We start from the raw sequence: 23,174 nt of genomic DNA, 5'->3' as shown, positions 1-23,174 counted from the left end.
CCGAAGGAATTCACAGACTCCGTCCAGCCTTATTTCTTGCCGGCGTAGAGGCGCTCGATATCCGCTGCGTAACGCTGCGCCACGACATAGCGCTTGACCTTCATCGTGGGGGTGAGCTCGTTACTTTCCTCGGTGAGGTCCTGCTCTAGGATGACGAACTTCTTAATACCCTCCGCGTGGGAAACGGTGGCGTTGACCTGGTTAATGGCGTCCTGGATATCCGCGCGCAGCGCCGGATCAGCCGCTACTTCGCGCATTCCCTTGGTCGCGGAGATGTTGTGATCAGCCTTCCAGCGCTTGAGCGCATCCTCATCCAGGGTGAGCAACACGCCGACGAATGGCTTGCCGTCACCGACCACCATGGCTTGGGAAATCAGCGGGTGGGAGCGCAAGATGTCCTCCATCGGGCCAGGCGAGACGTTCTTGCCGCCGGCGGTGACGATGAGATCCTTCTTGCGGCCGGTGATGACGAGCTTGCCATCCTCATCAATCTCACCCAGGTCGCCGGTGTTGTACCAACCGTCCTGCAGGGCGTTCTCGGTGGCTTCCTCGTTCTGCCAGTAACCCTTGAAGACGATATCGCCCTTGATCATGATCTCGCCGTCGTCGTTAATGCGCATCGTCGTTCCGCCCAGCGGCGGGCCAACGGTGCCGATGGACTGATCGACAAAGTCGACGGCCGCTGCCGCGGCGGTCTCCGTCAAGCCATAACCCTCATAGATGGTCACGCCGATGCCGCGGTACCAGTGCAGCAAATCCTGCGAGATGGCCGAACCACCGGAGATGCAATATTTAACGTCGCCGCCCATGGCCTGACGGATGGCGGAGTAGACCAATTTGTCGTAGGCCTTGTGCTTGGCCTTAAGGACACGGTTAGGCCCCTCCGGAGTATCCAGCGCCTTCGAGTACTCGATAGCGACCTTCTCCGCGCGATCGAAGATAGCACCCTTGACCGCAGAGGAGCCGTGGGCCTTGGCGGAGGCACCGTTGCGCACCTTCTCAAAGACGCGCGGCACGCCCAGGATCAGGTTCGGGCGGGAGCGCGCGAATTCGATGGTGATGGTGCTGAAGTCGGACCAGTGGTTCTGGGAGGCACCGCCGATGGTGACCGCCAGCGACACCGCGCGGCTAAAGACGTGTGCCAAGGGCAGGAAGGTCAGAACGTGGGAACCCGGCACGGCGATGGCGCCAATGGGGTTAGTCAGCAGGCCGCGAGCTTCCGCAAGCCAGTTGCGGTGGGTCAGCATGCAGCCCTTGGGGCGCCCGGTAGTGCCGGAGGTGTAGACCAACGAGGCGACGTCGTCTGTGTTCGTGGCTTCGATGCGCTGGTCGACGGTATCGTCACTGACATCGCGCCCCTCGAACTTCAGCGTATCGATGGCGGAAGAGTTGATCTCCAGGATGCGGCGCAGCTGGGAAGGCGAGCCGTGCAGCTGCGGGGTGCCATCCTCCTGCAGCTTCAGGTGCTTGACCAGCTCGGAGTGCTCGCGGGTTTCCGTGATGGCGAGGATGGCACCGGAATCCTCGATAATCCACTGGACCTGAGACATCGATGAAGAGGGATACACCGGAACGGAGATAGCACCGGCCGCCCAGATGGCGTAGTCCAGCAGGGACCACTCGTAACGGGTGGTCGAAATAAGAGCCACGCGGTCGCCCTGCTCCACACCAAAAGCGATGAGCCCCTTGGCCACCGCGTAGACCTCTTCCACGAACTCTTTGGCAGTCACGTTGACCCACTCATAGTTCGCGGGGCGGGTAAAAAGCACGCCATGTGGGCGGGCGTGCGCCGTAGCCATCATGGCGGTAAGGCAGGTTTCGCCGTCCTTGATCTCGAACTCCGCTTTCGTATGCGCTTCATTCAAAGTCACAGTTGTGTCCTTTCCCACAAAAATTAAATTCCAGCCCACTCTACCAACCAGATTTCTCCCGCGCGCAGGGAGGGCGTGGCACAATTGGAGGATGTGACTACCCGTGATCTGCTTCAAGAACTTGCCCAACGCCACGGCGTGGCCTGCGAGTACACAGCCCAGAACGGACAGCCCGTGTACGTCAGCGAGGAGACAATCACCTATACGCTGCGCGCACTCGGCGTCTCTATCTCCGACCGTCCGGACGATGAAGAGCTAACCCAGGCCTTGTTCGAGGACTACCTCGAACGCGCCTCCCGCCCGCTGCCGCCCTGCGTGGTGGCCCGCGAAGGCGCCGAAAAAGGCTTTGCCGTCCACGTCCACGACGGCGACCCCGTCACCGTCACCATCGAGCTGGAGAACGGCGAGACTCGGCCGACCTACCAGGATCCGAACGACGCCCCGGCTGCCGACGTCGCCGGAACGATGTGGGGCGAAGCCAGCTTCCACGTCCCCGGTGACTTGCCCTTGGGTTTCCACAAGCTGCGCTTGTCCTCGCCCGGCATCGGCGAGCACGAGTGCCCGCTCATCGTGGTGCCCAATCACCTCAGCACGGCGGATCGCTACCTTGACCGCCCCGCGGCGGGCGCGATGGCGCAGCTGTATTCGGTGCGCTCCGAGAAGTCCTGGGGCATGGGCGATTTCGGTGACCTCGCCGAATTAGCGGAGACCTTGGCACCGGATTATGACTTCCTCCTTATTAACCCGCTGCACGCGGGCGAGCCGATCCCGCCAGTTGAGGATTCGCCCTATCTGCCCACCACGCGGCGTTTCATCAACCCGATCTATATCCGTATCGAAGATGTCCCAGAGCTGAAGCTGCTTAGCCCGGAGCTGCAGGATGATGTGGCCGAGCTCGCCGCCGAGTTCCGCGAGCGCAACCGGTCGGCAGAAGAGATTGACCGTGATTCCATCTTCGAGGCCAAGCTGCAGGTCCTGCAAGAGCTCTTCAGCAAGGGGATGACCCCGGAACGGCGCACTGCTTTCAGCGAGTACCAGCGCCGCGAGGGCCGCGGCCTGCGCAACTTCGCGCTGTGGTGTGCAGAGACTGAGCTCTCGCGCCACAGTGGACGCCGCCACGCGCTGAGCCTCGACGTCAGCGAATTGGCCGAGTTCTATTCCTGGCTGCAGTTCCTCTGCGATGAGCAGCTGGATGCCGCCCAACGCCGCGCGCTCGAGGCCGGCATGAGCATCGGCCTCATCACCGATATGGCCGTAGGCATCCACCCCGCCGGCGCCGACGCCGTCAACCTGGCGGAATACCTCGCCCCGCAATGCTCGGTGGGCGCCCCGCCGGATGACTATAACCAGCAGGGCCAGGACTGGTCCCAGCCGCCGTGGCACCCGGTCCGCCTGGCGGAATCCGGCTACCAGCCGTGGCGTGACTTGCTGCGCACAATGCTGGGCAACGCTGGTGGCTTGCGCGTTGACCACGTGCTCGGCCTGTTCCGCTTGTACTGGATCCCACGCCAGTCCACCCCGCTCAACGGCACCTACGTGACCTATGACTGGGAGGCCATGCTCGGCATCCTCGCGCTCGAGGCTGAGCGCGCCGGTGCGGTCCTCGTGGGCGAGGACCTGGGTACCCTGGAACCGTGGGTCCAAAACGCCTTGCGCGATATGGGCGTGCTGGGCACCACAATCATCTGGTTTGAGCACGCCAACGAAGGCCCTACCCCGCGCCCGCAGGATCAGTACCGCCACATGGCGATGTCCTCGGTGGGCACGCACGATCTGCCACCAACGCTCGCCTTCCTGCGCGGCGACCACATCGAGCTGCGTGCCCGCCTGGGTCTGCTCACCCGCCCCGTGGCGGAAGAAGTAGCCGAGGACCGCGCCTGGCAAGAAAAGGTCAAGGATAATCTGCAGGCCTACGGCATGTTGGAGAACCGCGAGAGCGAAGAGGACGTGCTCGTCGCCCTGCATCGTTATGTTGCGGGAACTCCCTCGGCGCTGACGGTCACCAACGTGGTGGACATGGTCGGTGACGTGCGCGCACAGAACCAGCCGGGCACAACGAAAGATCAGTACCCGAACTGGTGCATCCCGCTGTGCGATACCGCCGGCAAGCCGGTGCTCTTGGAGGATCTACCGAAGCAGGAGCTCTACCAGCGCCTCGCCCAGGCAGCTGCGCGGCCGGGCACCCAACGCTAAAGCGTCGTCCCGTTAAAGGACAACGCCGACGATGGCCACCACAACGATGAGCGTGATCATCAGCCAAAGGGTTACGCTCACTCGGGATTTGGGTAGTGCGCGCTTGCGGTGAGAAGGCTGTGAGCGCTCGGGGTCCCACAGGCCTTCGCGGTGATCATCGGGAGTCATGTTTCTTCATCCTAGTCGCGGGCACTAACCACGCATTCACCCGGTCGATTGCCCACATCAGCACCCAGCCCATGACGGTCGCGGCCGGCACTGCGGTGACGGCGAGCACCGCCATCTGCGCCCACACTGGCGCCTGCACGAGCCATTCCATGCCCTCAGGGTAGCCTGTTCACCATGAGCAGTGCACCTTTCGACGTCACCTGCCCCGCGGGCACCATCACCGGCTACCTCGATGAGGACGTGGCCCATTTCCACTCCATCGAGTACTCCCATATCCCGGGGGATTTCGAGAACCCCGAACCTGCCCCACCCCGTGACCAGGATGCACGCACCTCACACCCGGAGAAGGTTGCGCTGACCATCACCGCCCCCGCACCCGGCAGCCGCGCCACGTCACTGGCGCCCACGGTGGTCTATATCCACGGCGGCCGCTACGAGCACGGCTCCCACGAGGATTCCCGGGCAGAGGGCACGCCCACCGCACAGGCGGGTATCGTCCACGTGCAGCTGGGATACCGCGTGGGCCTGCCGGGGCTTGCCCGCTTCCGTGATGATGAACCCGACCGCTACCGCGCCATCGAGGACCTGCAGTTGGGCTTGGAATGGATCCAGCGCAATATCGAATCCTTCGGCGGGGATCCCACCAACGTCACTATCCTGGGTCAGTCCGCCGGCGCCAACGCCGTGCTGTGGCTGTGTCGGCGTGACCACTACCGTGGGGCGTTTCGCCGAGCAATAGCGCTCTCTCCGGGCTTCCCCCGGGAAACCTTCGAGGAGCGCCAAGCCACGCTGCGCCAGGCGATGAAGAAGCCCATCACGCGCTCCTCGCTTGCGGCGATGAGCCAAGAGGAGCTTGCCGCCGGCTACGCCAAGTTCCGCAAGAAGTACAGCCTCGATATGGCGCTGGGCCCCACGCCACTGGAGTGTGGGCAGCTTGCCGACGTCCCCCTCATCCTCGGCAGTACCCGCGACGAGTTCTACAACATCCCGGCCACACGGAAGATTGACCGCTCCCCTTTCCGCGGCCTCATCCTGCGCTATGCGGCGCCGCGCTTTGGCTTCCCCCGCAATGGTTTCCAACCCTGGTATCAGGTGGCGCAGCACATGGACGAAAAGCGCCCAATGGGCCGGATGGTGGGTGATGCCATCATCCGCCGCTGGGCTGCAGAGGTAGCGGAGAAGGCGCCGGGTAAGACCTGGATGGTGGAGTTCATCCGTTCCTCGGGCCCGGCCCTGCACTGCGAGGAGCTACGCCCGCTCTTCGGGGAAACACCGCTCGCGCAGTGGTTGCGGGATTTCATCCGCACCGGCGAGCCCGGCTTCGAGGCCTACCGCCCCGAGCACGCTATCTGGGAATACAACCTGGATAACGGCGAGAACCGCGTGGCCTACGCCAGCTTGGATTATATTTCGGCGGCCTTCGCCCAGGATGGCAGCCTGCTCTGATCCGGGTGCGTTAAGCCAACAGGGCCGCGCGCAGCGGCTCGTGGGTCAACTCCTCCACCATCCACGGGCTAAAGGCGAAAGGCGTGGCATCGACCGCGGCGAGCACATCGCGCACCGGGGCCCACGCAAAGGAGTCAACCTCCTCCGGGTTGGGGGCCGGATCGTCTTCGGTCTCGAAGAGGTAGACCGGGCAAATTTCATTCTCCACCACGCCGGAGGAATCCACGGCGCGGTAAGCAAAGTCCGGGAGCACCAAGCGCGTCGTTCCAGTCAGACCAAGCTCGAAGCGGCCGCGGCGCACGACAGCCTCAGCAGTAGGCTCATCCGGGCCCGGGTGCCCGCAGAAGGAATTGGTCCACACGCCAGGCCAGGTCAGCTTGGACAGGGCGCGGCGGGTCAGCAGCAGCTGGCCATCGCGCACCACCCACGCAGAAAAGGCGAAATGGAGCGGAGTATCCGCGGTATGTACGGCGGCCTTGTCAGCGGTGCCGGCGGGTGTGCCTTCCGGCGAGGCTAGAACGACGAGTTCCGTCATAGATTGAGGTCTCCTACATAGCGCACGTTGCCAATGCTAAAGCGTGCGTTCCAGAGGTTGCCTGGGGCAACGTTATAGACATATTGAAGGTTGGTGGACGCACCGGCGCCCAGCGGGTGATCCAGGCCCGGCGCGGCCACATCCGGGTGGACAGCGGGATCAACATCAATCGAATCCACGGTGGCCCAGCCGCCGTTGCCGTCAGCACGCTCGAGGGTGGGTTCCGGGAGGGCGTCGACAGGCATCGGCACCTCGCTGAGGTTGTGAATCTTCACCGTCAGCACCGTTCCGCCACCGCCGGAGTACAGGCCCTGCAGCTCAAATTCCACGTTGAGGCCCTCGTCCTTAACGGGGGCTGCCAAGTTGGAGGTGACCTCGTGAGCGTCCACGTCCTTGGCCTCAAAGGTCGGCGGCTCCGAACTGGAGACCACGATGTTGTCCTGCGGGCCCACGTCCGGCGGCTGGAGGATGCTGCAGCCGGATAGAGCAGCCAGGCACAGCGGGGCGCACGCTAGGGGGAGGTATTTCTTCACCGCGGATCCTTTTCCATCACGACTTCGGTTTCTCTCCTACCTTAGTCGACGGGTTGGATATTCTTATTAAGGGCGTAACATCGGCCGGCGATGAACTCTATTCTCCGCATCGTCCGCAGCGCATCCGCCCTGTGGCCTTTCTATCTTGGTGTCCTTATCACCGCGTCAGTCACCGCGATTCTGTCGCTGCTGACACCTTTCATCCTCCGCGAAGCCACCGATACCGTCGTCGCAGGCGGCCCGCTGCGCACCATCCTGTGGTGGGTCGTAGCACTCTTTGTGGCAGACGCGCTGGGCAACGTGGTGAAGAATATCGGAGGCTATGTCGGCGATGTGATGGTCGCACGCCTGCGCCAAATCCTCTCGACGCGCTACTTTGCCAAGCTGCTCTCCGTGCCGCAGGGCTACTTCGACGACCAGGTCACCGGCACCATCATCGCGCGCTTGGACCGCTCGATTGCGAATATCACGCAGTTCCTGCAGTCCTTCTCCAATAACTTCTTCGTCATGCTCATCCAGGCCGCGGCGGTGCTGGTCATCACCGCGGTGTACTACTGGCCGCTGGCCATCCTGCTGGCCGCGCTCTTCCCCATCTATATGTGGCTCACGGCGCTAACCTCGGAGCGCTGGCAGAAGTTTGAGGCCATCAAGAACGAAAACATCGACGTGGCCAACGGACGGTTCGCGGAGGTCATCGGACAGGTGAAGGTGACTAAATCCTTCGTCGCTGAAGCCCGTGAACTTGCCTCTTTCGGATCGCACTACCGCACGGTGGTGGATACCACGAAGCCGCAGTCGCGCTGGTGGCATTCCATGGACACCGCGCGCGGCGCGGCCATGGCGCTGATCTTTTTAGGCATCTATGGCCTGATCTTTTGGCGCACGCTGGAAGGCGACTTCTCTATCGGTGACATGGTCATGCTCCTGCAGCTGGTGAGCATGGCCAAGCAGCCGGTGTTCATGATGAGCTGGATCGTGGATATGAGCCAGCGCGCTATCGCCGGTTCCAAGGACTATTTCAAGGTCATGGAAGAAGTCCCCGAGCCCACGGTCAACCCGCAGCTGGTCGACGCCGCTGAAACCTCCGACGTGCCGGAGCTCGACCTCACCCCGGCTAAGCCGCTGCACCCCACCGAAGGCCCGGTCTTTGCCTTTGAGGACGTGTCCTTCTCCTATGAATCGGATAAGCCGGTCGTCGCCGACATCACCTTCGCCGCCCAAGAGGGCCACAAGGTAGCCCTCGTCGGCGAGTCCGGCGGCGGCAAGTCCACCCTGGTCAACCTGCTATTGGGCCTCTACCAGCCCACGGAGGGAAAGCTGACGGTACTGGGCCACGACGCCGCGGAGCTTACCGCGGAGCGCCTGCGCGCTTCAGTTGGCGTGGTCTTCCAGGAGTCCTACCTCTTCTCCGGCACCATCAAGGAAAATATCGCCTATGGCAAGCCGGGTGCGACGTTGGAGGAGATCGTGGACGTCGCCAAGCGCGCCAATGCACACGGCTTCATCGAAGAATTCCCCGATGGCTACGACACCGTCATCGGCGAGCGCGGCCTCAAGCTCTCCGGCGGGCAGAAACAGCGCGTGGCCGTGGCGCGCGCCATGCTGAAGGACGCCCCCATCCTCGTCCTCGACGAGGCCACCTCGGCGCTCGATACTAAGGCCGAGCGCGCCGTGCAGGCGGGCCTGGATGAGCTCATGAAGGACCGCACCACGCTCATCATCGCGCACCGCCTGTCCACCATCGCGGACGTGGACACTATCATCACCCTGGACCGCGGCCGCATCTCCGAGATCGGCGCGCCAGCTCAGTTGGCACAGTCCGGCGGTATCTACGCCGAGCTGCTGCGCCTAACCCAATCCGCCTCCGCCGCCGACCGCCAGCGACTGAAAAAATACGGATTCGTCCAATCCACCGACGAGTAAGGTGGGGCGCATGCATTTCCCTAGCCTGAAAGAACTCTCTGCCCGCGGCACCCGCAAGTGGACCGTCTATGACGAGGACATAATCCCGCTGTGGATCGCCGAATCAGACTTCCTCACCGCACCGGCGGTCAAGGAGGCCATCCAAGAGGCTGTCGACGCCGAGTCCTTCGGCTACACTCCGGCGCCCAAGGCCTCTGAGCTCAACGCGGCGCTGGCGGATTTCTATGAAACGCGCTATGGCTGGCGCCCAGAGCACGTCTTCTGGATCGGGGATGTGGTGCGCGGCCTACTGCTCGGCGTGCAGTACTTCACCGAGGGCGCCGTTGCCGTACCGGTTCCCTCCTACCCGCCGCTGCTGGAGCTGCCGGAGACCGCCGGGCGCGAGAAGATTGAGACCTCGCTGGAGCTGAAGGATATCGAGCGCGCCTTTAAGGCCGGCGCCGGCTCCATCCTGCTCTCCCACCCCTATAACCCGCTGGGCATCGTCTTTGATGAGGACTGGCTGCGGGGACTCGTGGAGCTGGCAGATAGATACGATGCCCGCATCCTCTCCGACGAGATCCACGCCCCGCTCGTCTACGAAGGCCGCCACATCCCGCTCGGCGCTTTGTCCGACCGCGTTATTACCGTCACCGCCACGTCCAAGGCGTGGAACACCGCGGGCTTAAAGTGCGCGCAGGTGATCTTCTCCAGCACCGCGGATGTCGAACGCTGGAACTCGCTGACCGGCGTGGCCAAGGACGGCACCGGCACGCTCGGCGTCTTGGCGGCGGAGGCCGCCTACCGCCACGGTGGGGAGTTCCTCGACGAGGAAATTGAGTATCTGAAGAAGACCCGCGACTGGCTGGTGGAGGAGTTACCCAAGCGCGTTCCAGGCCTCAAGACTTCCCACCCGCAGGCCACCTACCTGCTGTGGTTGGACTTTAGCGAAACCGCCATTGGGGATGACCCGAAGCCCGCGGCCTGGGTGCGCGAGCACGCCAAGGTGGCCCTGAATGAGGGTGTCACCTTCGGCACGGGCGGCGAGCATCATGCCCGTCTTAATTTCGCAACCTCACGCGAGCTGCTGGAAGAGGCACTCGACCGGCTGGAGAAAGCATTTAGCTAAAATTTACATCTCATGTCATGGGCATTATCCTTAGAAAAATGTCCATAAATGACGTTCAGGCCCCCGCCCAGTCTGCTTCGAAGACGAGCTCGCCCATCGGCATCGTGATCGTTGCCTCCCTCATGCTCTTCTCCATGTTCTTCGGAGCGGGCAATCTCATCTTCCCACCGGAGGTCGGTGTCTCCTCCGGCACCAACTTCTGGCCGGCCACCTTGGGCTTCCTCGCCGCTGGCGTAGCCCTGCCGGTCTTGGCGGTGATCGCGGTGGCCATTTCCGGCCAATCTGTGAGGGATATCGGAAACCACGGCGGCAAGATCTTCGGCGTGGCCTTCTCCGTCATCGCCTACCTGGCCATCGGCGCGTTTTACGCCCTGCCGCGTACCGGCGCGGTATCCATGGAAACCGCGATCACCCCGCTGCTCGGCTGGGAGGGAACCTTTGCCAACGGCGCCTTCAACGTCGTCTTCTTCCTCATCGCTTTAGCTCTGGCCTGGCGCCCCAACGACATCATTGACACCTTGGGCAAGTTCCTCACCCCGGCGCTGGTCATCCTGCTCGCCGCCCTCATCACCTTGGCCACATTGGCGAATCCCCGCGTTCCCGGCACCCCGACTGAGGAGTACGCCTCCGCGCCCTTCGTCACGGGCCTCTTCGAGGGCTACAACACCATGGATGCCATCGCGGGCCTGGCTTTCTCCATCGTCATCGTGACCTCACTGCGCTCCAAAGGTTTCTCCACCGACCGCGCGCTGCTGCGCGGCACCATCACCTCCGCGGTCATCGCCGGCGCCCTGCTCGCCGCTATCTACCTGGGCCTGGCGTGGATTGGCCAAACCATGCCGAATGGTGCCTCCTATGACTCCGGCGCCGCCTTGCTTGCCGACGCCTCCAATCTCACCATGGGCAACGTCGGCCAGGCCGTCTTCTCCGCCATCGTCATCTTGGCGTGCATGACCACCGCCGTGGGCCTGATTTCCGCCACCTCGGAGTTCTTCGCCCTACTCGTACCGAAGACCACCTACCACTTCTGGGCCTGCTTGTTTACCGCGCTGTCCATCGCCTTCGCCTTCCAAGGCCTAGACACAGTGCTTGCCATCGCGGTTCCCTTCATCGTGTTCTTGTACCCGCCGGCTATCTCGCTGATCGCGCTGACGCTTCTGCAGCCGGTAGTCAAGAAGTGGGTCACCTTCTACTGGGGCTTCCGCTTGGCACTGTGGGTTTCCGTCCTGTGGTCCGCCGCTACTTCCTTCGGCGCCCCGCTCGACTTCTCCCCTGGCCAAGACGTTGGCCTGGGCTGGGTTATTCCCACGCTCCTCGCATTTGCCATCGGCGTTATCATCGACGTTGTATCTACATCCTCGTCGAAGAAAAGTGAGTAGTTCATGACGCCCCGCGCCGCCCTTTCCGTCCTCGATTTCTGCACCATTTATGAGGGGGAGACCCCTTCTCAGTCCATGGCTAGGTCGGTCGAGCTAGCACAACGCGCGGAAGCCTTGGGCTTTGAGCGCATGTGGTACACCGAACACCACAACATGCCTTCCATTTCCTCGTCTTCCCCGGCGGTGCTCATCGCCCACATCGGCGCGAAGACCGAGCGCATCCGATTGGGCTCCGGCGGCGTCATGCTGCCGAATCACGCGCCTTATGTTATCGCTGAACAATTCGGCACCCTCGCGGAGCTCTACCCCGGCCGCATCGACTTAGGCCTGGGCCGCGCACCCGGCACCGATATGAAGACTTTGGGCCGCGCCCTGCGCCGCGATAGAAATGCCGCCGAGCGCTTCCCCGAGGACGTCAAGGAGCTGCAGGGCTACCTTTCCGGAAAATCCCTCGTCCCCGGTGTGCAGGCCATCCCCGGCCACGGCACCAACGTGCCGATCTACATCCTGGGCTCCTCGCTCTTCGGCGCCTCGCTGGCCGCCAAGTTCGGTCTGCCTTATGCCTTCGCCTCGCACTTCGCCCCGCAGCACCTGGAAGCCGCCACGGCTTATTACCGCGAGAATTACCAGCCTTCCGAAGCCCACCCCGAGCCTTATGTCATTGCCGGCGTCAACGTCACCGCGGGGGATGACGCCGAGGAGGAATTCGAAAAAGTCTGCTTCCGCCGGGTAAAGGCCTTCGTCAGCCGCGGCAGGCAGCTCAGCGACGACGACGTCGCCCGCATCATCGACTCCCCTCAGGGCCAGCAGATCATCAGCATGTTGCAGTACTCCGCCATCGGAAATGTAGAGCACGTGCGCGAGTACCTCACCGACTTCCAGCAACTGGCCCAGGCGGACGAGCTCATGATCTCCCTGCAATCCACAAGCCACAAGGCAGCGTTGGGTAATATGGCAAACCTGGCACAAGCGTGGCAGATGTAGGCGTACGCCCAGGCGCGCGTACGCACATCTTTACCCGTCACAGCGTTGTTCTACATAGAGGAGAATTTCGGTGTCCCTTCGGCGCACACAGCAACACAGCATGATCGCTGATTACCTGCGCAACCTTATTCGCAGCAAGAAGCTTTCTCCTGGTGATTTCCTGCCCAGCGAGGCCGAGCTCTGCCAACAGTTCTCCTCTTCCCGCGGCCCGGTGCGCCAGGCCGTCGCGGCACTGCGCTCGGAGGGCCTCATCTCCTCTGGGCGCGGCCGCCGCTCCGTCGTCCTCGGCCGTTTTACCTCAGAGTCCTTCGACTCAATCTTCTCCGTGACGCACTGGCTGCGCGAGCGCGGCTTCGAGCCCGGCGCGTCCACCTTGTGGCTAGGGCGCTGCCCTGCCTCCGAGCAGGAAGCCGAGTTCTTGCGGGTAGAGACAGGTTCCCCCGTAATCTTTGTGCACCGCGTACGCAGCGCCAACGGCATGCCCATCGCCATCGAGCGCATGTTCTTCCCACTGGACGTGGGCAGCCACATCCTCAACTTCGATGCCGACAATGAGTCCGTCCACGATCACCTACGCAAGCAAGGCGTGGACTTCGACAACGTCAACCGCGAGCTCTCCCTTGCCTACGCCAGCGAGGAAGATGCGCGCTCCCTCAATGTCGAGCCCGGCACCCCGCTGTGGCGCCTGCACTTGGACATCTCGGATCACTCCGGTCATCCCGTCGAGTGCACCGAAATCCTGTACCTCGGGGACCGCCTGACGCTTGGCATGACGAGCGTGCGTGGCACTACCTCCCCGCTTGAGGTAAAGCTGTCGGAAGGATGATGAGGGCCTGGCTTGGTGCGCTGGTGGCGGTAGTGGGGACGTCGTTAAGCGCGTGCTCTGCCGGCTCCACGGCACTTGTTGATTCCGATTCCTCCGCGCTGACGCTGGCCACCACGACCCCCGCTACGTCCCTGGATTTCACCACCGTCGGCGGCGCCGCCATTCCGGCTGCGCTCATGAGCAACGTCTACGAAACCCTGGTGCGCATCTCCCCGGAGGGAGAGATTGTGCCCGGCCTCGCCGAATCCTGGGAGGTGGAGTCCACGCGCTACACCTTCCACCTGCGTGAGGCCGCCTTCTCCAACGGCGAGGCGTTCACCGCGCACACCGCCGCGTGGTCCATCAACGCGGTGAAGACGGAGTGGACGAACGGCATTAGCACCCAGATGGACGTGGTGGAATCCGCGACGGCGATGGATGATCGCACGCTCGTGGTCACGCTGAAGCGCCCCTCCGCCGGGTGGCTATGGTCCATGGGCACCGCCATTGGCGCGATGCGCACCCCTACCGACGCGGTGGGCACCGGCCCCTTCGCCGTCGCCGGCTTCTCCCCCAATGAATACATCGCGCTGCGCGCCCGCCCTGACTACTGGGGCACCCCGGCGAAGGAAGACATCACCATCCGCTACTTCCCGGATTCCCTCACCGCGGTTAACGCCCTGCGCTCCGGCGGGGTGGACGCGGTGTGGGGCGTGCAGAACCCGGAGCTTCTCGACACCCTCGATGACTCCATCGAAACCGCCGTGGGCACCACCAACGGCGAGGTGTTGCTGTCTATGAACAACCAAGCAGCACCTTTCGACGACCCCCGCGTGCGCCGCGCCGTGGCCTATGGCATCGACCGCCGGGCCGCCAACGAGATCCTCTGGGAAGGCCGCGCGCAGGATACCGGTGGTGCCCCAGTGCCGCCTACCGACCCCTGGTTTAGCGGGAAGGACTACTACCCTTATGAGCCTGCGCGCGCCCGCGCGCTGATGGAGGAGGCCGGCGCGGTCGGCACGCCGCTCACGCTCACGGTGCCGAGCCTGCCCTATGCCCAAACGCTCTCCGAGTTTCTCTACTCCCAGCTGGAGGAGATGGGCTTTGATGTCACGCTGGAAACCGCCGAGTTCCCCGCCGTGTGGCTGAGCCAAGTCATGGGAGCGAAGGACTATCAGATGTCGCTCGTCGCGCACGTCGAGCCGCGCGATATCCCCACCATCTTTGGCAACCCGGACTACTACCTCGGCTACGATTCGCCGCAGGCCCGCACGTTGTTGGAGCAGGATGACATGACGGGTGCCGTCGACCAGATTATGGAGGATATGCCCGCTCTGACGCTGATGAATATGCCCAATATCGTGCTCTACCGCGAGGGCCTTAGCGGCCTGCAGCCGAACCAGATCACCGATGCCATCGAACTGCGAGGTGTGCAATGAGAATACTGCGCTTCCTCGGCACCATGTGGGCCGCCTCCATCATTATCTTCCTACTCATGCGAGCCGTGCCCGGCAACCCGGCGCGCGTGGCTTTGGGCGTCAACGCCACCGATGAGTCCGTGGCGGAGCTGACCCACGCCATGGGTCTGGACCGCCCGCTTCTCGTGCAATACGTGGAGTGGATGAAGGGACTGTTGACCGGCAGCTTCGGCATCTCCCTGTCCTCGCAGCAGGACATCACCCCGCTGGTGATTGACCGCGCGCAGGTCACGCTGTTGCTCATCGGGCTGGCCATCGCCCTAGCACTAGCCGGGGCGATCCCCATGGGCATCCTGCTCGCCCGCTTTAAACTCCCCGTGCTCAATGCTGCCACGCAGCTAGGTATCGCGGTGCCGAGCTTCCTTGTCGGTATCCTGCTCGTTGCGGTCTTCTCCGTGCACCTGGGCTGGCTGCCGGCCAACGGCTGGCAGCTGCCGCGCGAGGGTTTCAGCCACCTCGTCCTGCCAGTCATCTCGTTAGCACTGGTGCAAGGCGCGATGCTCACGCGCTACGTGCGCGCTACGCTGCGCGAGGAAATGGACAAGGACTATATCCGCACAGCGCGTTCCCTGGGTGAATCCCACACCGGGGCGCTGATCCGCCACGGCCTGCGCAATGCCGCCCTGCCGGTGCTCACCGTCACCGGCGTGCAGCTGAGCACCCTGGTGGTGGGCGCGGTGGTCATCGAGAACGTCTTCGTCATTCCGGGTCTTGGCTCGATGCTTCTCGACGCCGTCTCCACCCGCGACCTCACCACCGTCCAGACCCTCATCATGGTTTTCGTGACTTTCACGCTGAGCGTCAACCTGCTCACGGACCTGGCCTACCGGGTCATCGACCCGCGGCTGAAGGAGGCACGATGAAACCCGGCTATTTTCTGGTGGGCCTGACCATCCTGCTCGCTCTGGTCTCCCTGGTGTGGACGCCCTATGACCCGAACCTCATCTCCCCCGACCGCTTAGCCGGCCCCAGCTTCGAGCATCTCATGGGCACCGACCGCTTCGGGCGCGATACCTTCTCCCGCATCCTCGCCGGCGCCCAGATCACCGTGCTGGTGGGCGTGGTAGCGGTGGCCATCGCCGCGCTCATTGGCGTCCCGCTGGGCATTATCGCCGGGATGCGCGGTGGTGGCTTCATCATGGCGGCCACCGACCTGCTGCTGGCCTTCCCGGCGCTGCTGCTGGCCATCGTCGCCGGCGCGGTGTGGGGCTCGTCCACGCTCACGGCTACCATCGCCATCGGCATCGCCGGCATCCCCTCCTTCATCCGCGTCACCCGTTCCGGCACGCTGCAGATTATGACGCAAGACTATATCGCGGCCGCCCGCATCTCGCGCGTGCCGCCGGCGCTCATCGCGTGGCGCCACGTGCTGCCCAATCTCGGCGGCATCGTGGCCATCCAGGCCTCCGTCTACTTTGCGCTGGCCGTCCTCGCTGAAGCCGGCCTGTCCTACCTCGGCTTGGGTACCGCCCCGCCGACCGCCTCGTGGGGCCGCATGCTTCACGACGCCCAACCTCTCCTCGCCACCCATCCCCTCCAGGCGCTGTGGCCCGGGCTGGCCATCGCCGGCACCGTCCTCGGATTCAACCTGCTAGGAAGCCATGCTGACCGTCACTGATCTGCGCGTAGGCCCCGTCGGCCCCCTCTCCTTTTCCATCGCACCCGGCGAGCGCGTCGGCCTCATCGGCGATTCCGGCAGCGGCAAGTCCCTCACCGCCCTAGCCATCATGGGGCTTTTACCCGACCACCTGCAGGCCACCGGATCTATCCGCTTCAATGGCCAGGAGCTGCTAGGCATGCGCGACCGTGACCTGCGCAGGCAGCCTCTAGCCATGGTCTTCCAAGAACCCATGACCGCACTCGACCCGCTGATGAAGGTGCCCGGCTTCAACCGCTTCCCGCACCAGCTCTCCGGCGGACAGCGCCAGCGCGCGCTCATCGACATGGCCATGGCCCGCCATCCCAAGCTCCTCATCTGCGATGAACCCACCACCGCCCTCGATCCCTTCACCCAAGAGGAAATCCTCTCCACCATCGTGGATGCCGCGGACAGCGAAGACACAGCGCTGCTGTTTATTAGCCATGACCAGGACGTCGTCAAGCGCGTGTGCGATCGCGTCGTGCGCATCGGTGAAACCACCACTCCCGACCTCACCCCGCCGCCCATGCCCACCCTGGGCGAGCCCGTCATCGAGCTGCAGAACGTGACCAAGACCTACCGCGGGGTGACCGCGCTGGACGACGTCTCCCTCGCCGTCCGCGAGGGCGAGCGCCTCGGCATCGTCGGTGGTTCCGGTTCCGGCAAATCCACGCTGCTCAAGCTGCTTACGGGCCTCACACGGCCGACGCGGGGAACTGTGAACGTCGCCAAGCGCGTGCACATGGTCTTCCAAGACCCTAAGGGCTCGCTCAACCCGCGCATGCCTATCTGGAAGATCGTGGCCGAGGGCGGCGGGACGCGCGAAGAAGCAGAGGCAGTGCTGCGGGAGGTCGGCATCAAGGGCTTCGAGCGCTATCCCCGGGACTTCTCCGGCGGGCAGCGCCAACGCATCTCGCTGGCGCGCGCCGTGGTGGGCAAGCCGGAGATTCTGCTGGCGGACGAGGCCGTCTCGGCGTTGGACGCGACCTCGCGGGCCCAGGTCCTCGAGCTTCTACAGCGCGTGACGAAGGACATGACGCTGGTGTTCGTCTCCCACGACATCGATGTCGTGCGTCACTTATGCCCCACGGTGGCGGTCCTGCAGGACGGCCGGCTCGTGGATCGCGGCGAAACGGGTAAGGTGTTCTCCCGATATGGAACACCCACTGCCGCAACGTCCTAATGCACTTCAGCTCTTTACCGCCTTTAACACCTCCGCGCGCCGCTGGCCCGGTGCCCTGCGCGCGGCGTTGGCGATCATTATCCCCGGCGGGATCGCTGTAGCGACGGGCCACCCGGATGCGGTGCTGCTCATTTCCGCCGGCGCCTTCTCCGTCATCTACGGCGAGGGGCACCCCTACCGCACGCGACGCCGCGTGATCCTCACCGCCGGCGGGTTGCTCACGCTGGCGGCCACGGCCGGTTCCCTCGTCGGCGTGCATGGGCTGGCGCTGTCCGCGGTGTTTACGGTGGCTCTAGCAACCATCGGCGCGTTCGTGCAGAACGCGCTGCGGCTGCCGCCACCGGGTTCCTTCTTCATCGTGATGGTGGCCGGTGGCTCCACAATGCTGCGCGGGGTTTCACCGTGGGAGGTGGCCGCGTGGAGCCTGGCCGGCGTGGCGGCCAGCTACGTGCTGGGTATGCTGCCGCGCTTTCGGGACCCGCACGGGCCAGAGACCCGCGCGGTGGCCGCGTTGGAAAAGGCCGCCGATGCCTTCGTGAACTCCGATAGCGATTTCCTGGCTCGCCACCACCAGGCGCAGTCCGCGATTTCCACGGCGTGGCAAGCGCTTGCCGACGCCGGCGTCATCCGCGGCGGCCGCATCCGCCACCCCGCCCAGGCGGAGCTGGTGCACCGCGCGCTGGCCGCGCAGCAGCGCATCGTGGCACACCACAAACAGGTGGGCGGAAACTCGGATGAGCTGTCTGATTCCCCCACCTACGTGGACCCGGACCGCACCAGCATCCCTCACACCAAGCCGACGATGCGCTACCGCTTCTACCGCGCCGCGGTGGGCAATTCCCACGCGGTGGTGACGGCTGAGAAGATCGCGCTTGGTGGCCTGGCGACCGCGTTCATTGGCATGGCGTTGGGGCTTAACCGCCCAGACTGGGGCGCGGTGTCGGTGCTCCTGCTCTTGCAGTGGGGGCCGGACCGGGTGCCGGGAACGATTCGCGGTGTGCAACGTATGCTGGGCTCGGTTCTGGGCGTGTGTGTCTTCGCGCTCATTGCGTCGTTCAGCCCGCACGGTTGGGGGCTGGTGCTCGCGCTAGCTTTCTGCCAGTTCTGCGCAGAGATTCTGGTGGTGAAGAACTACGCCTTGTGCGTGATCTTCTCCACGCCGCTTGCTTTGCTCATGGGCAATTCCTCGGAGCATATGGCCCACACCATCGGCTCGCGCATGGCGGAAATTGGGCTTTCCGTGGTCGTGGCGATGCTCTTCCTGTGGCTGTGGAAGCCGCGCGCCCAGCTGACCAACCACTACCGCCTGCAAACGCGCTGCTTCGAGGCGATGGCCGCCCTGCTGGGTGCATTGTTGATTAAGAGCCCAGAGGAAGCGCTAGCGCAGCGGCGCGACCTGCACTACGAGCTGCTCTCGGAGCGCCGCAGCATCCAGTCGCTGGCAACCAATCACTCCGATATCAGCGAGTTCTGGGAGCGCCACACCGCCTTGCAACCGGCCGGCTACTATCTCTTGGATTTTTGCGTGGTCAACCCGCTCTCGCAGCCCAGCCGAGCGGAGTTGGATTCACTCATTGAAAGGATCACCGCAGCGGAAATGCGGTCCTGACTTCCTAGCGCGGGCACCCCCGGTTGCCCGCGAATTATTTCACCGATAGCAACAGGTTCGGGTCGAGTACGTAGTTCCTCCACGCGCTCGAAGAGCGCGAAGGCTTCCTCCAGTTCACGGACATTCTCATCAAAATTAGGCAGCGACATGGCATTCCAATCGACGCAGAAATAAGTGTCTTCATCCTAGCTCACACCACTGTCATTTTGCGCAGCTGCGATAATGGTGAGGGTGAACACTCGAAAATCTACAGGTCCACCCGTTGGCATCTATCCTCACGACATGCACCCAGGCTTGGTTCCGGGCATCGGCGTGGAAGATCAGCGCAACGCTTTCAGCCTCGATAAAATCACCTTTTTCAGCACGGCCACCTTCGTCGTCGCTTTCATCATCTGGGGTATTAGCTCACCAGAGTCTGTCTCGGCGGCATCCTCAGCTGCCTTTTCCTGGGCCATCACCAACGCCGGATGGTTGCTTAACATCACCATGATGCTGGCCGTGGCGACCATGCTCTACATCGGCTGCTCCCGGCTAGGGCGCATCAAGCTCGGCACCGATGATGAAGAACCCGAGTTCGGCTGGTTCAGCTGGGTTGCCATGATGCTTGGTGCTGGCATCGGCGTCGGTATCTTTTTCTATGGCCCGTCGGAGCCGCTGTCACACTACATCACCCCGCCGCCCCACACAGTCGATGGCAACAGCGTCGAGGCCCTCCACCAATCCATGGCCCAGGCGCACTACCACTGGGGAATCTCTCCCTGGGCGGCGTACGCCCTTGTCGGCGGCGCCATCGCTTATTCTTCCTACCGCCGCGGGCGCGTTCCGCTGGTGTCTTCGATTTTTCAAGCCGCTGTTTGGGTCCCGCGATACCGACGGCCCACTGGGCAAGCTTATCGACGTCCTCGCTCTCGTCGCCACACTCTTCGGCACCGCCGCCACGCTGGGGCTTTCCGCCATCCAGATCGGCCAAGGCGTCTCCATCATCCGCGGCGCCGGCCCGTTGACCAACTCCGTGCTCATCGTAATCATCGCTGTTCTCGGCTGCGGTTTCATCATCTCGGCGGTCTCGGGTGTCTCCCGCGGCGTGCGCTACCTCTCCAACTTCAACATCACGCTGACACTAGGTCTGGTTATCTTTGTCTTCTTCACCGGCCCGACCTTGCTCCTGCTTAACCTCGTGCCCTCCGGCATCGTCACCTACATCGACCAGCTCTTGCCGATGATGGCCAAAGGCCTGTCCTGGGGCGATGAGACCATCGAGTTCCAGTCTTACTGGACCGCCTTCTACTGGGCATGGTGGATTGCCTGGACGCCGTTCGTCGGCATGTTCGTGGCCCGTATCTCCCGCGGCCGCACGCTGCGCGAATTCACGGCCGTGACCGTCTTCGCCCCCTCCCTCATCCTCATTTTGGCCTTCACCATCTTCGGCGGCACGGCCATTACCTTCCAGCGCGAAGAACTACCCAACTTTGATGGCTCGGCCTCCGGCGAGCAGGTTCTTTTCGCCATGTTCGACAACCTGCCGCTGAGCAGCATCACGCCCTTCATCCTGATCACCGTTCTGGCGGTCTTCTTCATCACCTCTGCGGATTCCGCTTCGGTCATCATGGGAACCATGTCTTCCAAGGGAAACCCTGCCCCGAACAAGATCATCGTTATCTTCTGGGGCCTGTGCATGATGGGCATTGCCGTAGTCATGCTGCTGACCGGTGGTGAGGACGTGCTCACCGGCCTGCAGAACCTGACAATCCTGTCTGCCCTGCCCTTCTGTATCGTCCTGCTGGTCATGATGGTGGCCTTCATCAAGGACCTGCGCTCCGACCCGGTATTCATCCGCCGCGCCTACGCGCGCGCCGCAGTAGAAAACGCCGTTGTGCGCGGCATCGAGGAGCACGGCGATGACTTCGAGCTATCCATCGAGCACGCCGACGAAGGCCGCGGTGCCGGCTCCGACTTCGACTCCTCAGCGCACCGCTACACGGACTGGTACCAGCGCACCGATGAAAAGGGCGAGAATGTAGACTACGACTTCAATACCGATACCTGGGCCGACGGCTACGAGCCAGACACCGAGCAGAAGGAAAAATAAATGGGGTTGCCTGAAAACGTCGTCCTCGACGGCTACACGCTTATCGAACAGCACGAAGTGGACCACGAGTTCCTCATCAATGGCTCGCCGCTCGCCGTGGATACGCCTCTGCTTTTCGCACTCACGATTGTTGGTGTTCTCCTCGTGGCGGCCAGCTTCTTCCTGCGCAGGCCGGTCCGCATCATCGCGGGGCTCTTGGGCGCGATCCTGACGCTGACCAAGCTGTGGTGGATGCCCATCGCACTGGCCCAACAGTTCAACGACGGCCAGGTCTTCGGCTATACGCTCAAGTACTACCCCCAATACTGGCCGGCGGCCTCCGCCATCGTGGTCGTCATCGCTATCATCGGCATCATTTCCGCCTTCCTCCGCCGACGCTAACGCGATTCCAACACCGCGATCGCAATGTGCACGCGGTTGGTGCCGCCCAGCTTGTCCAGGATGTGCTTGATGTGTGTCTTCACCGTGGTCACGGAGACGTAGAGCTGTCCGGCAATCTCTTGGTTATCCAAACCTTGGGCCACGAGTTGTGCCACTTCGTTCTCGCGCCGGCTTAGGCCCTCTAGCGGGCAGGGCTCAACCACCTCCACCTCTGCCGACGCTGGCTCGGGACGCTTGAGCGCCAGAAGGTTCTTCAGAGCCTGCGGGCTCAGCAGCTGCTGCCCCGTGGCAGCGGCCCGAACCGCAGAGACCAGGCCCTCCGGCTCGATGGTCTTGAGCAAAAAGCCCATTGCCCCAGCATGCAGCGCATCCACGATGAACTCGTCGGTATCAAAAGCGGTGAGCATGACCACCGGGGTATCCGGCGCGCTCGCGCGCAGCTGCCCTGCCGCCTCGATGCCGTCCATGACGGGCATGCGGATATCCATGAGGACAACATCGGGCCGCAGATCCGTCACGCGCGCCACGCCGTCGCGGCCATTGCTGGCCTCGGCAACGACCTCAATGTCTGCGGCGCCTTCCAGGATGAACCGGATGCCGCGCCGCAGCGCCTGCTCGTCATCGACTAACACCACTGAAATCATTACGCGTGTGCCTCCTCCGGTAGCTCGAGGACCCAGGTGAAGGTGGAGGCGTCGTCAAGCACTGTGAAGGTGCCTCCCGCCAGCCGGGCGCGTTCCTCCAGCCCCAACAGGCCGTTGCCGCCGCCGGACTCTGGCTGCTCCGCTACTTTCTTGTTCTGCATGGTCACCCGCACCTTATCCTCCTCGTTCTCCACGGTGAGCTTCACCTTCTTCCCCGGCGCGTACTTGCGCGCGTTGGTCAGCCCCTCCTGCACGGCGCGGCCCAGCGTGTGGGCGGCTAGTGTGCTCAGCTTATCGACGTCCCCCTTCTTATAGCGCACCTTCGTCCCCGCCGCGCGAGCGCGCCCGATGTGCTCCTCGATGCTCGCGCGCGGATCCACCCGGTCATCCACGCGCAGCGCCTTGATCACCCCGCGCAGGTCCTCCACGGCGGCCTTCGCCTCGGACTGGATGGTCTCTGCCGCCTCGGCGACGCGCTCCGGGTCGGCGTCCTTGCGGTAGCTCAGGCCACCCGCGTAGACGGAGATGAGGCTAAGCCTGTGTGAGAGGGAATCGTGGATATCGCGGGCAATGCGGTTGCGTTCCTCCAGGCGAGCGCGCTCCTCGCGCGAGCGCAGCTGGTCCTCGTTGAGCTCCGCCAGGCTGACCAGCGTGACCTCGCGCTGGCGGCGCTGCGCGCGCACCGAGCCCGTAATCCAGGCAACGATAAGAAAAATGCATCCATAGAACACGTAACCAAAGGTCGCGAAGATGTTCATCCGAATGTAAGGCACAGAGATAACGGTCACACACGAGGCCACGAACACCGCCGTCCCCGCCAGGGACCACCGCAGTCGGCCGCGCGAGATGATTGAAATCAACACCACCAGCACTGACAGCGACAGTGGGCGAAACCCGCCCAGTACCAGGACGAGCAGAGCCGCACTCAGCACCACCGGGTGGCCGGGGTACTCCTCGTGGATGTTGCGCTCCCGCCGCGAGTGGTGCAGGGCGAAGGGCAGCAGAATCCAGGTGGCGAAGCTAAATAGACCCATCAAGCCCATAACAAGGGCTTCCTGATCCGTCCCCTCGAAGTTTTCGATATGGGGGATCCATGCCGCCATATCCGCCACCACGCAGAGCAGAATGAGCAGCACCGTGATCCACAGTGGTCTCGTCTTTCTCGTCATTGCTCCCACGATAGTTCTCCCTGCGTTCCGGAAAATC

General features: G+C 63.5%; 20 protein-coding genes and 1 pseudogene. 14 read left to right on the top strand and 7 right to left on the bottom strand.

The genetic code is table 11. The annotated features are described in order from the left end of the window. Positions 1 to 29: 29 nt before the first annotated feature. The gene (locus ABZS45_RS01350) at positions 30 to 1,871 is read right to left on the bottom strand and encodes an AMP-dependent synthetase/ligase (protein ID WP_412100325.1); all 1,842 of its coding nucleotides are present in this window, start codon (positions 1,869 to 1,871) and stop codon (positions 30 to 32) included. Between the two features lie 93 nt (positions 1,872 to 1,964). On the opposite strand from ABZS45_RS01350, the gene malQ reads away from it, so the two are divergent. Then, entirely contained in the window at positions 1,965 to 4,064 is a 2,100-nt protein-coding gene (malQ, locus tag ABZS45_RS01345; protein WP_412100324.1) for a 4-alpha-glucanotransferase, read from the top strand. Positions 4,065 to 4,076: 12 nt separating this feature from the next. Here the strand turns inward: malQ and ABZS45_RS01340 are convergent, their stop codons facing one another. Together ABZS45_RS01340 and ABZS45_RS01335 are read right to left on the bottom strand one after the other, a co-directional pair. Further along, positions 4,077 to 4,232 (bottom strand): hypothetical protein, encoded by a 156-nt coding sequence (locus tag ABZS45_RS01340; protein WP_168163674.1) that lies wholly within the window; start codon positions 4,230 to 4,232, stop codon positions 4,077 to 4,079. A gap of 11 nt (positions 4,233 to 4,243) precedes the next feature. Beyond that, the gene (locus ABZS45_RS01335; protein WP_412100322.1) at positions 4,244 to 4,378 is read right to left on the bottom strand and encodes a hypothetical protein; all 135 of its coding nucleotides are present in this window, start codon (positions 4,376 to 4,378) and stop codon (positions 4,244 to 4,246) included. A gap of 28 nt (positions 4,379 to 4,406) precedes the next feature. Here ABZS45_RS01335 and ABZS45_RS01330 point away from each other — a divergent pair, with 28 nt between their 5' ends. Beyond that, positions 4,407 to 5,678: a carboxylesterase family protein gene (locus tag ABZS45_RS01330; protein ID WP_412100320.1), complete on the top strand. Its 1,272-nt coding sequence runs from the start codon at positions 4,407 to 4,409 to the stop codon at positions 5,676 to 5,678. Positions 5,679 to 5,688: 10 nt separating this feature from the next. Here the strand turns inward: ABZS45_RS01330 and idi are convergent, their stop codons facing one another. Next, positions 5,689 to 6,213: an isopentenyl-diphosphate Delta-isomerase gene (gene idi, locus ABZS45_RS01325; RefSeq protein ID WP_412100319.1), complete on the bottom strand. Its 525-nt coding sequence runs from the start codon at positions 6,211 to 6,213 to the stop codon at positions 5,689 to 5,691. Continuing rightward, on the bottom strand, positions 6,210 to 6,746 hold the full coding sequence (locus ABZS45_RS01320; protein ID WP_412100318.1) for a hypothetical protein: 537 nt from the start codon (positions 6,744 to 6,746) through the stop codon (positions 6,210 to 6,212). The genes idi and ABZS45_RS01320 overlap by 4 nt, the downstream gene beginning before the upstream one ends. Before the next feature lie 90 nt (positions 6,747 to 6,836). Here ABZS45_RS01320 and ABZS45_RS01315 point away from each other — a divergent pair, with 90 nt between their 5' ends. The 12 genes and pseudogenes from ABZS45_RS01315 (at position 6,837) to ABZS45_RS01260 (ending at position 21,324) form a co-directional block, all read left to right on the top strand. Then, entirely contained in the window at positions 6,837 to 8,669 is a 1,833-nt protein-coding gene (locus ABZS45_RS01315; protein ID WP_412100317.1) for an ABC transporter ATP-binding protein, read from the top strand. Between the two features lie 10 nt (positions 8,670 to 8,679). Then, complete coding sequence (locus tag ABZS45_RS01310) at positions 8,680 to 9,777, top strand: MalY/PatB family protein (protein ID WP_412100315.1); 1,098 nt, start codon at positions 8,680 to 8,682, stop codon at positions 9,775 to 9,777. Between the two features lie 38 nt (positions 9,778 to 9,815). Further along, on the top strand, positions 9,816 to 11,156 hold the full coding sequence (brnQ, locus tag ABZS45_RS01305) for a branched-chain amino acid transport system II carrier protein (RefSeq protein WP_412100314.1): 1,341 nt from the start codon (positions 9,816 to 9,818) through the stop codon (positions 11,154 to 11,156). 3 nt (positions 11,157 to 11,159) lie between these two features. Next, positions 11,160 to 12,140 (top strand): LLM class flavin-dependent oxidoreductase, encoded by a 981-nt coding sequence (locus tag ABZS45_RS01300; protein ID WP_412100313.1) that lies wholly within the window; start codon positions 11,160 to 11,162, stop codon positions 12,138 to 12,140. 100 nt (positions 12,141 to 12,240) lie between these two features. Further along, on the top strand, positions 12,241 to 12,966 hold the full coding sequence (locus tag ABZS45_RS01295) for a GntR family transcriptional regulator (RefSeq protein ID WP_412100310.1): 726 nt from the start codon (positions 12,241 to 12,243) through the stop codon (positions 12,964 to 12,966). Then, positions 12,966 to 14,384, top strand: coding sequence for an ABC transporter substrate-binding protein (locus ABZS45_RS01290; protein WP_412101119.1), 1,419 nt, complete (start codon positions 12,966 to 12,968; stop codon positions 14,382 to 14,384). Before ABZS45_RS01295 ends, ABZS45_RS01290 begins: the two co-directional genes overlap by 1 nt. Beyond that, entirely contained in the window at positions 14,381 to 15,286 is a 906-nt protein-coding gene (locus ABZS45_RS01285; RefSeq protein WP_412100309.1) for an ABC transporter permease, read from the top strand. Before ABZS45_RS01290 ends, ABZS45_RS01285 begins: the two co-directional genes overlap by 4 nt. After that, the gene (locus ABZS45_RS01280) at positions 15,283 to 16,041 is read left to right on the top strand and encodes an ABC transporter permease (protein WP_412100308.1); all 759 of its coding nucleotides are present in this window, start codon (positions 15,283 to 15,285) and stop codon (positions 16,039 to 16,041) included. Before ABZS45_RS01285 ends, ABZS45_RS01280 begins: the two co-directional genes overlap by 4 nt. Then, on the top strand, positions 16,025 to 17,245 hold the full coding sequence (locus tag ABZS45_RS01275; protein ID WP_412100307.1) for an ABC transporter ATP-binding protein: 1,221 nt from the start codon (positions 16,025 to 16,027) through the stop codon (positions 17,243 to 17,245). Before ABZS45_RS01280 ends, ABZS45_RS01275 begins: the two co-directional genes overlap by 17 nt. After that, positions 17,217 to 18,854 carry an FUSC family protein gene (locus ABZS45_RS01270; protein WP_412100306.1) on the top strand — a complete coding sequence of 546 codons (1,638 nt, stop codon included), beginning with the start codon at positions 17,217 to 17,219 and terminating at the stop codon, positions 18,852 to 18,854. Before ABZS45_RS01275 ends, ABZS45_RS01270 begins: the two co-directional genes overlap by 29 nt. Before the next feature lie 222 nt (positions 18,855 to 19,076). Then, positions 19,077 to 20,943, top strand: a pseudogene (locus ABZS45_RS01265) (BCCT family transporter). After that, the gene (locus tag ABZS45_RS01260; RefSeq protein ID WP_412100305.1) at positions 20,944 to 21,324 is read left to right on the top strand and encodes a hypothetical protein; all 381 of its coding nucleotides are present in this window, start codon (positions 20,944 to 20,946) and stop codon (positions 21,322 to 21,324) included. It begins immediately after the preceding pseudogene. Here the strand turns inward: ABZS45_RS01260 and ABZS45_RS01255 are convergent. Beyond that, positions 21,321 to 21,968 (bottom strand): response regulator, encoded by a 648-nt coding sequence (locus tag ABZS45_RS01255; protein ID WP_412100304.1) that lies wholly within the window; start codon positions 21,966 to 21,968, stop codon positions 21,321 to 21,323. The two genes, ABZS45_RS01260 and ABZS45_RS01255, sit on opposite strands and share 4 nt — an antisense overlap. Continuing rightward, positions 21,968 to 23,137, bottom strand: coding sequence for a sensor histidine kinase (locus ABZS45_RS01250; protein WP_412100302.1), 1,170 nt, complete (start codon positions 23,135 to 23,137; stop codon positions 21,968 to 21,970). The genes ABZS45_RS01255 and ABZS45_RS01250 overlap by 1 nt, the downstream gene beginning before the upstream one ends. Between the last annotated feature and the right edge of the window lie 37 nt (positions 23,138 to 23,174).

This window comes from Corynebacterium aurimucosum (assembly GCF_046895345.1).
GTDB classification, from domain to species: domain Bacteria; phylum Actinomycetota; class Actinomycetes; order Mycobacteriales; family Mycobacteriaceae; genus Corynebacterium; species Corynebacterium aurimucosum_G.
The sequence above is the reverse complement of the archived record's forward strand: the minus strand, read 5'-3'. Positions and strand labels throughout refer to the sequence as shown.

Bases quoted from the DNA above. Each gene is read 5' to 3' on its own strand.
- ABZS45_RS01310 (WP_412100315.1), top strand. From the start codon at position 8,680: ATGCATTTCCCTAGCCTGAAAGAACTCTCTGCCCGCGGCACCCGCAAG.
- ABZS45_RS01330 (WP_412100320.1), top strand. From the start codon at position 4,407: ATGAGCAGTGCACCTTTCGACGTCACCTGCCCCGCGGGCACCATCACC.
- ABZS45_RS01300 (WP_412100313.1), top strand. From the start codon at position 11,160: ATGACGCCCCGCGCCGCCCTTTCCGTCCTCGATTTCTGCACCATTTAT.
- ABZS45_RS01280 (WP_412100308.1), top strand. From the start codon at position 15,283: ATGAAACCCGGCTATTTTCTGGTGGGCCTGACCATCCTGCTCGCTCTG.
- brnQ (WP_412100314.1), top strand. From the start codon at position 9,816: ATGTCCATAAATGACGTTCAGGCCCCCGCCCAGTCTGCTTCGAAGACG.
- ABZS45_RS01285 (WP_412100309.1), top strand. From the start codon at position 14,381: ATGAGAATACTGCGCTTCCTCGGCACCATGTGGGCCGCCTCCATCATT.
- ABZS45_RS01335 (WP_412100322.1), bottom strand. From the start codon at position 4,378: ATGGCTCGTGCAGGCGCCAGTGTGGGCGCAGATGGCGGTGCTCGCCGT.
- ABZS45_RS01270 (WP_412100306.1), top strand. From the start codon at position 17,217: ATGGAACACCCACTGCCGCAACGTCCTAATGCACTTCAGCTCTTTACC.
- ABZS45_RS01250 (WP_412100302.1), bottom strand. From the start codon at position 23,137: ATGACGAGAAAGACGAGACCACTGTGGATCACGGTGCTGCTCATTCTG.
- ABZS45_RS01295 (WP_412100310.1), top strand. From the start codon at position 12,241: ATGATCGCTGATTACCTGCGCAACCTTATTCGCAGCAAGAAGCTTTCT.
- idi (WP_412100319.1), bottom strand. From the start codon at position 6,213: ATGACGGAACTCGTCGTTCTAGCCTCGCCGGAAGGCACACCCGCCGGC.
- ABZS45_RS01255 (WP_412100304.1), bottom strand. From the start codon at position 21,968: ATGATTTCAGTGGTGTTAGTCGATGACGAGCAGGCGCTGCGGCGCGGC.
- ABZS45_RS01315 (WP_412100317.1), top strand. From the start codon at position 6,837: ATGAACTCTATTCTCCGCATCGTCCGCAGCGCATCCGCCCTGTGGCCT.
- ABZS45_RS01275 (WP_412100307.1), top strand. From the start codon at position 16,025: ATGCTGACCGTCACTGATCTGCGCGTAGGCCCCGTCGGCCCCCTCTCC.
- ABZS45_RS01290 (WP_412101119.1), top strand. From the start codon at position 12,966: ATGAGGGCCTGGCTTGGTGCGCTGGTGGCGGTAGTGGGGACGTCGTTA.
- ABZS45_RS01340 (WP_168163674.1), bottom strand. From the start codon at position 4,232: ATGACTCCCGATGATCACCGCGAAGGCCTGTGGGACCCCGAGCGCTCA.
- ABZS45_RS01260 (WP_412100305.1), top strand. From the start codon at position 20,944: ATGGGGTTGCCTGAAAACGTCGTCCTCGACGGCTACACGCTTATCGAA.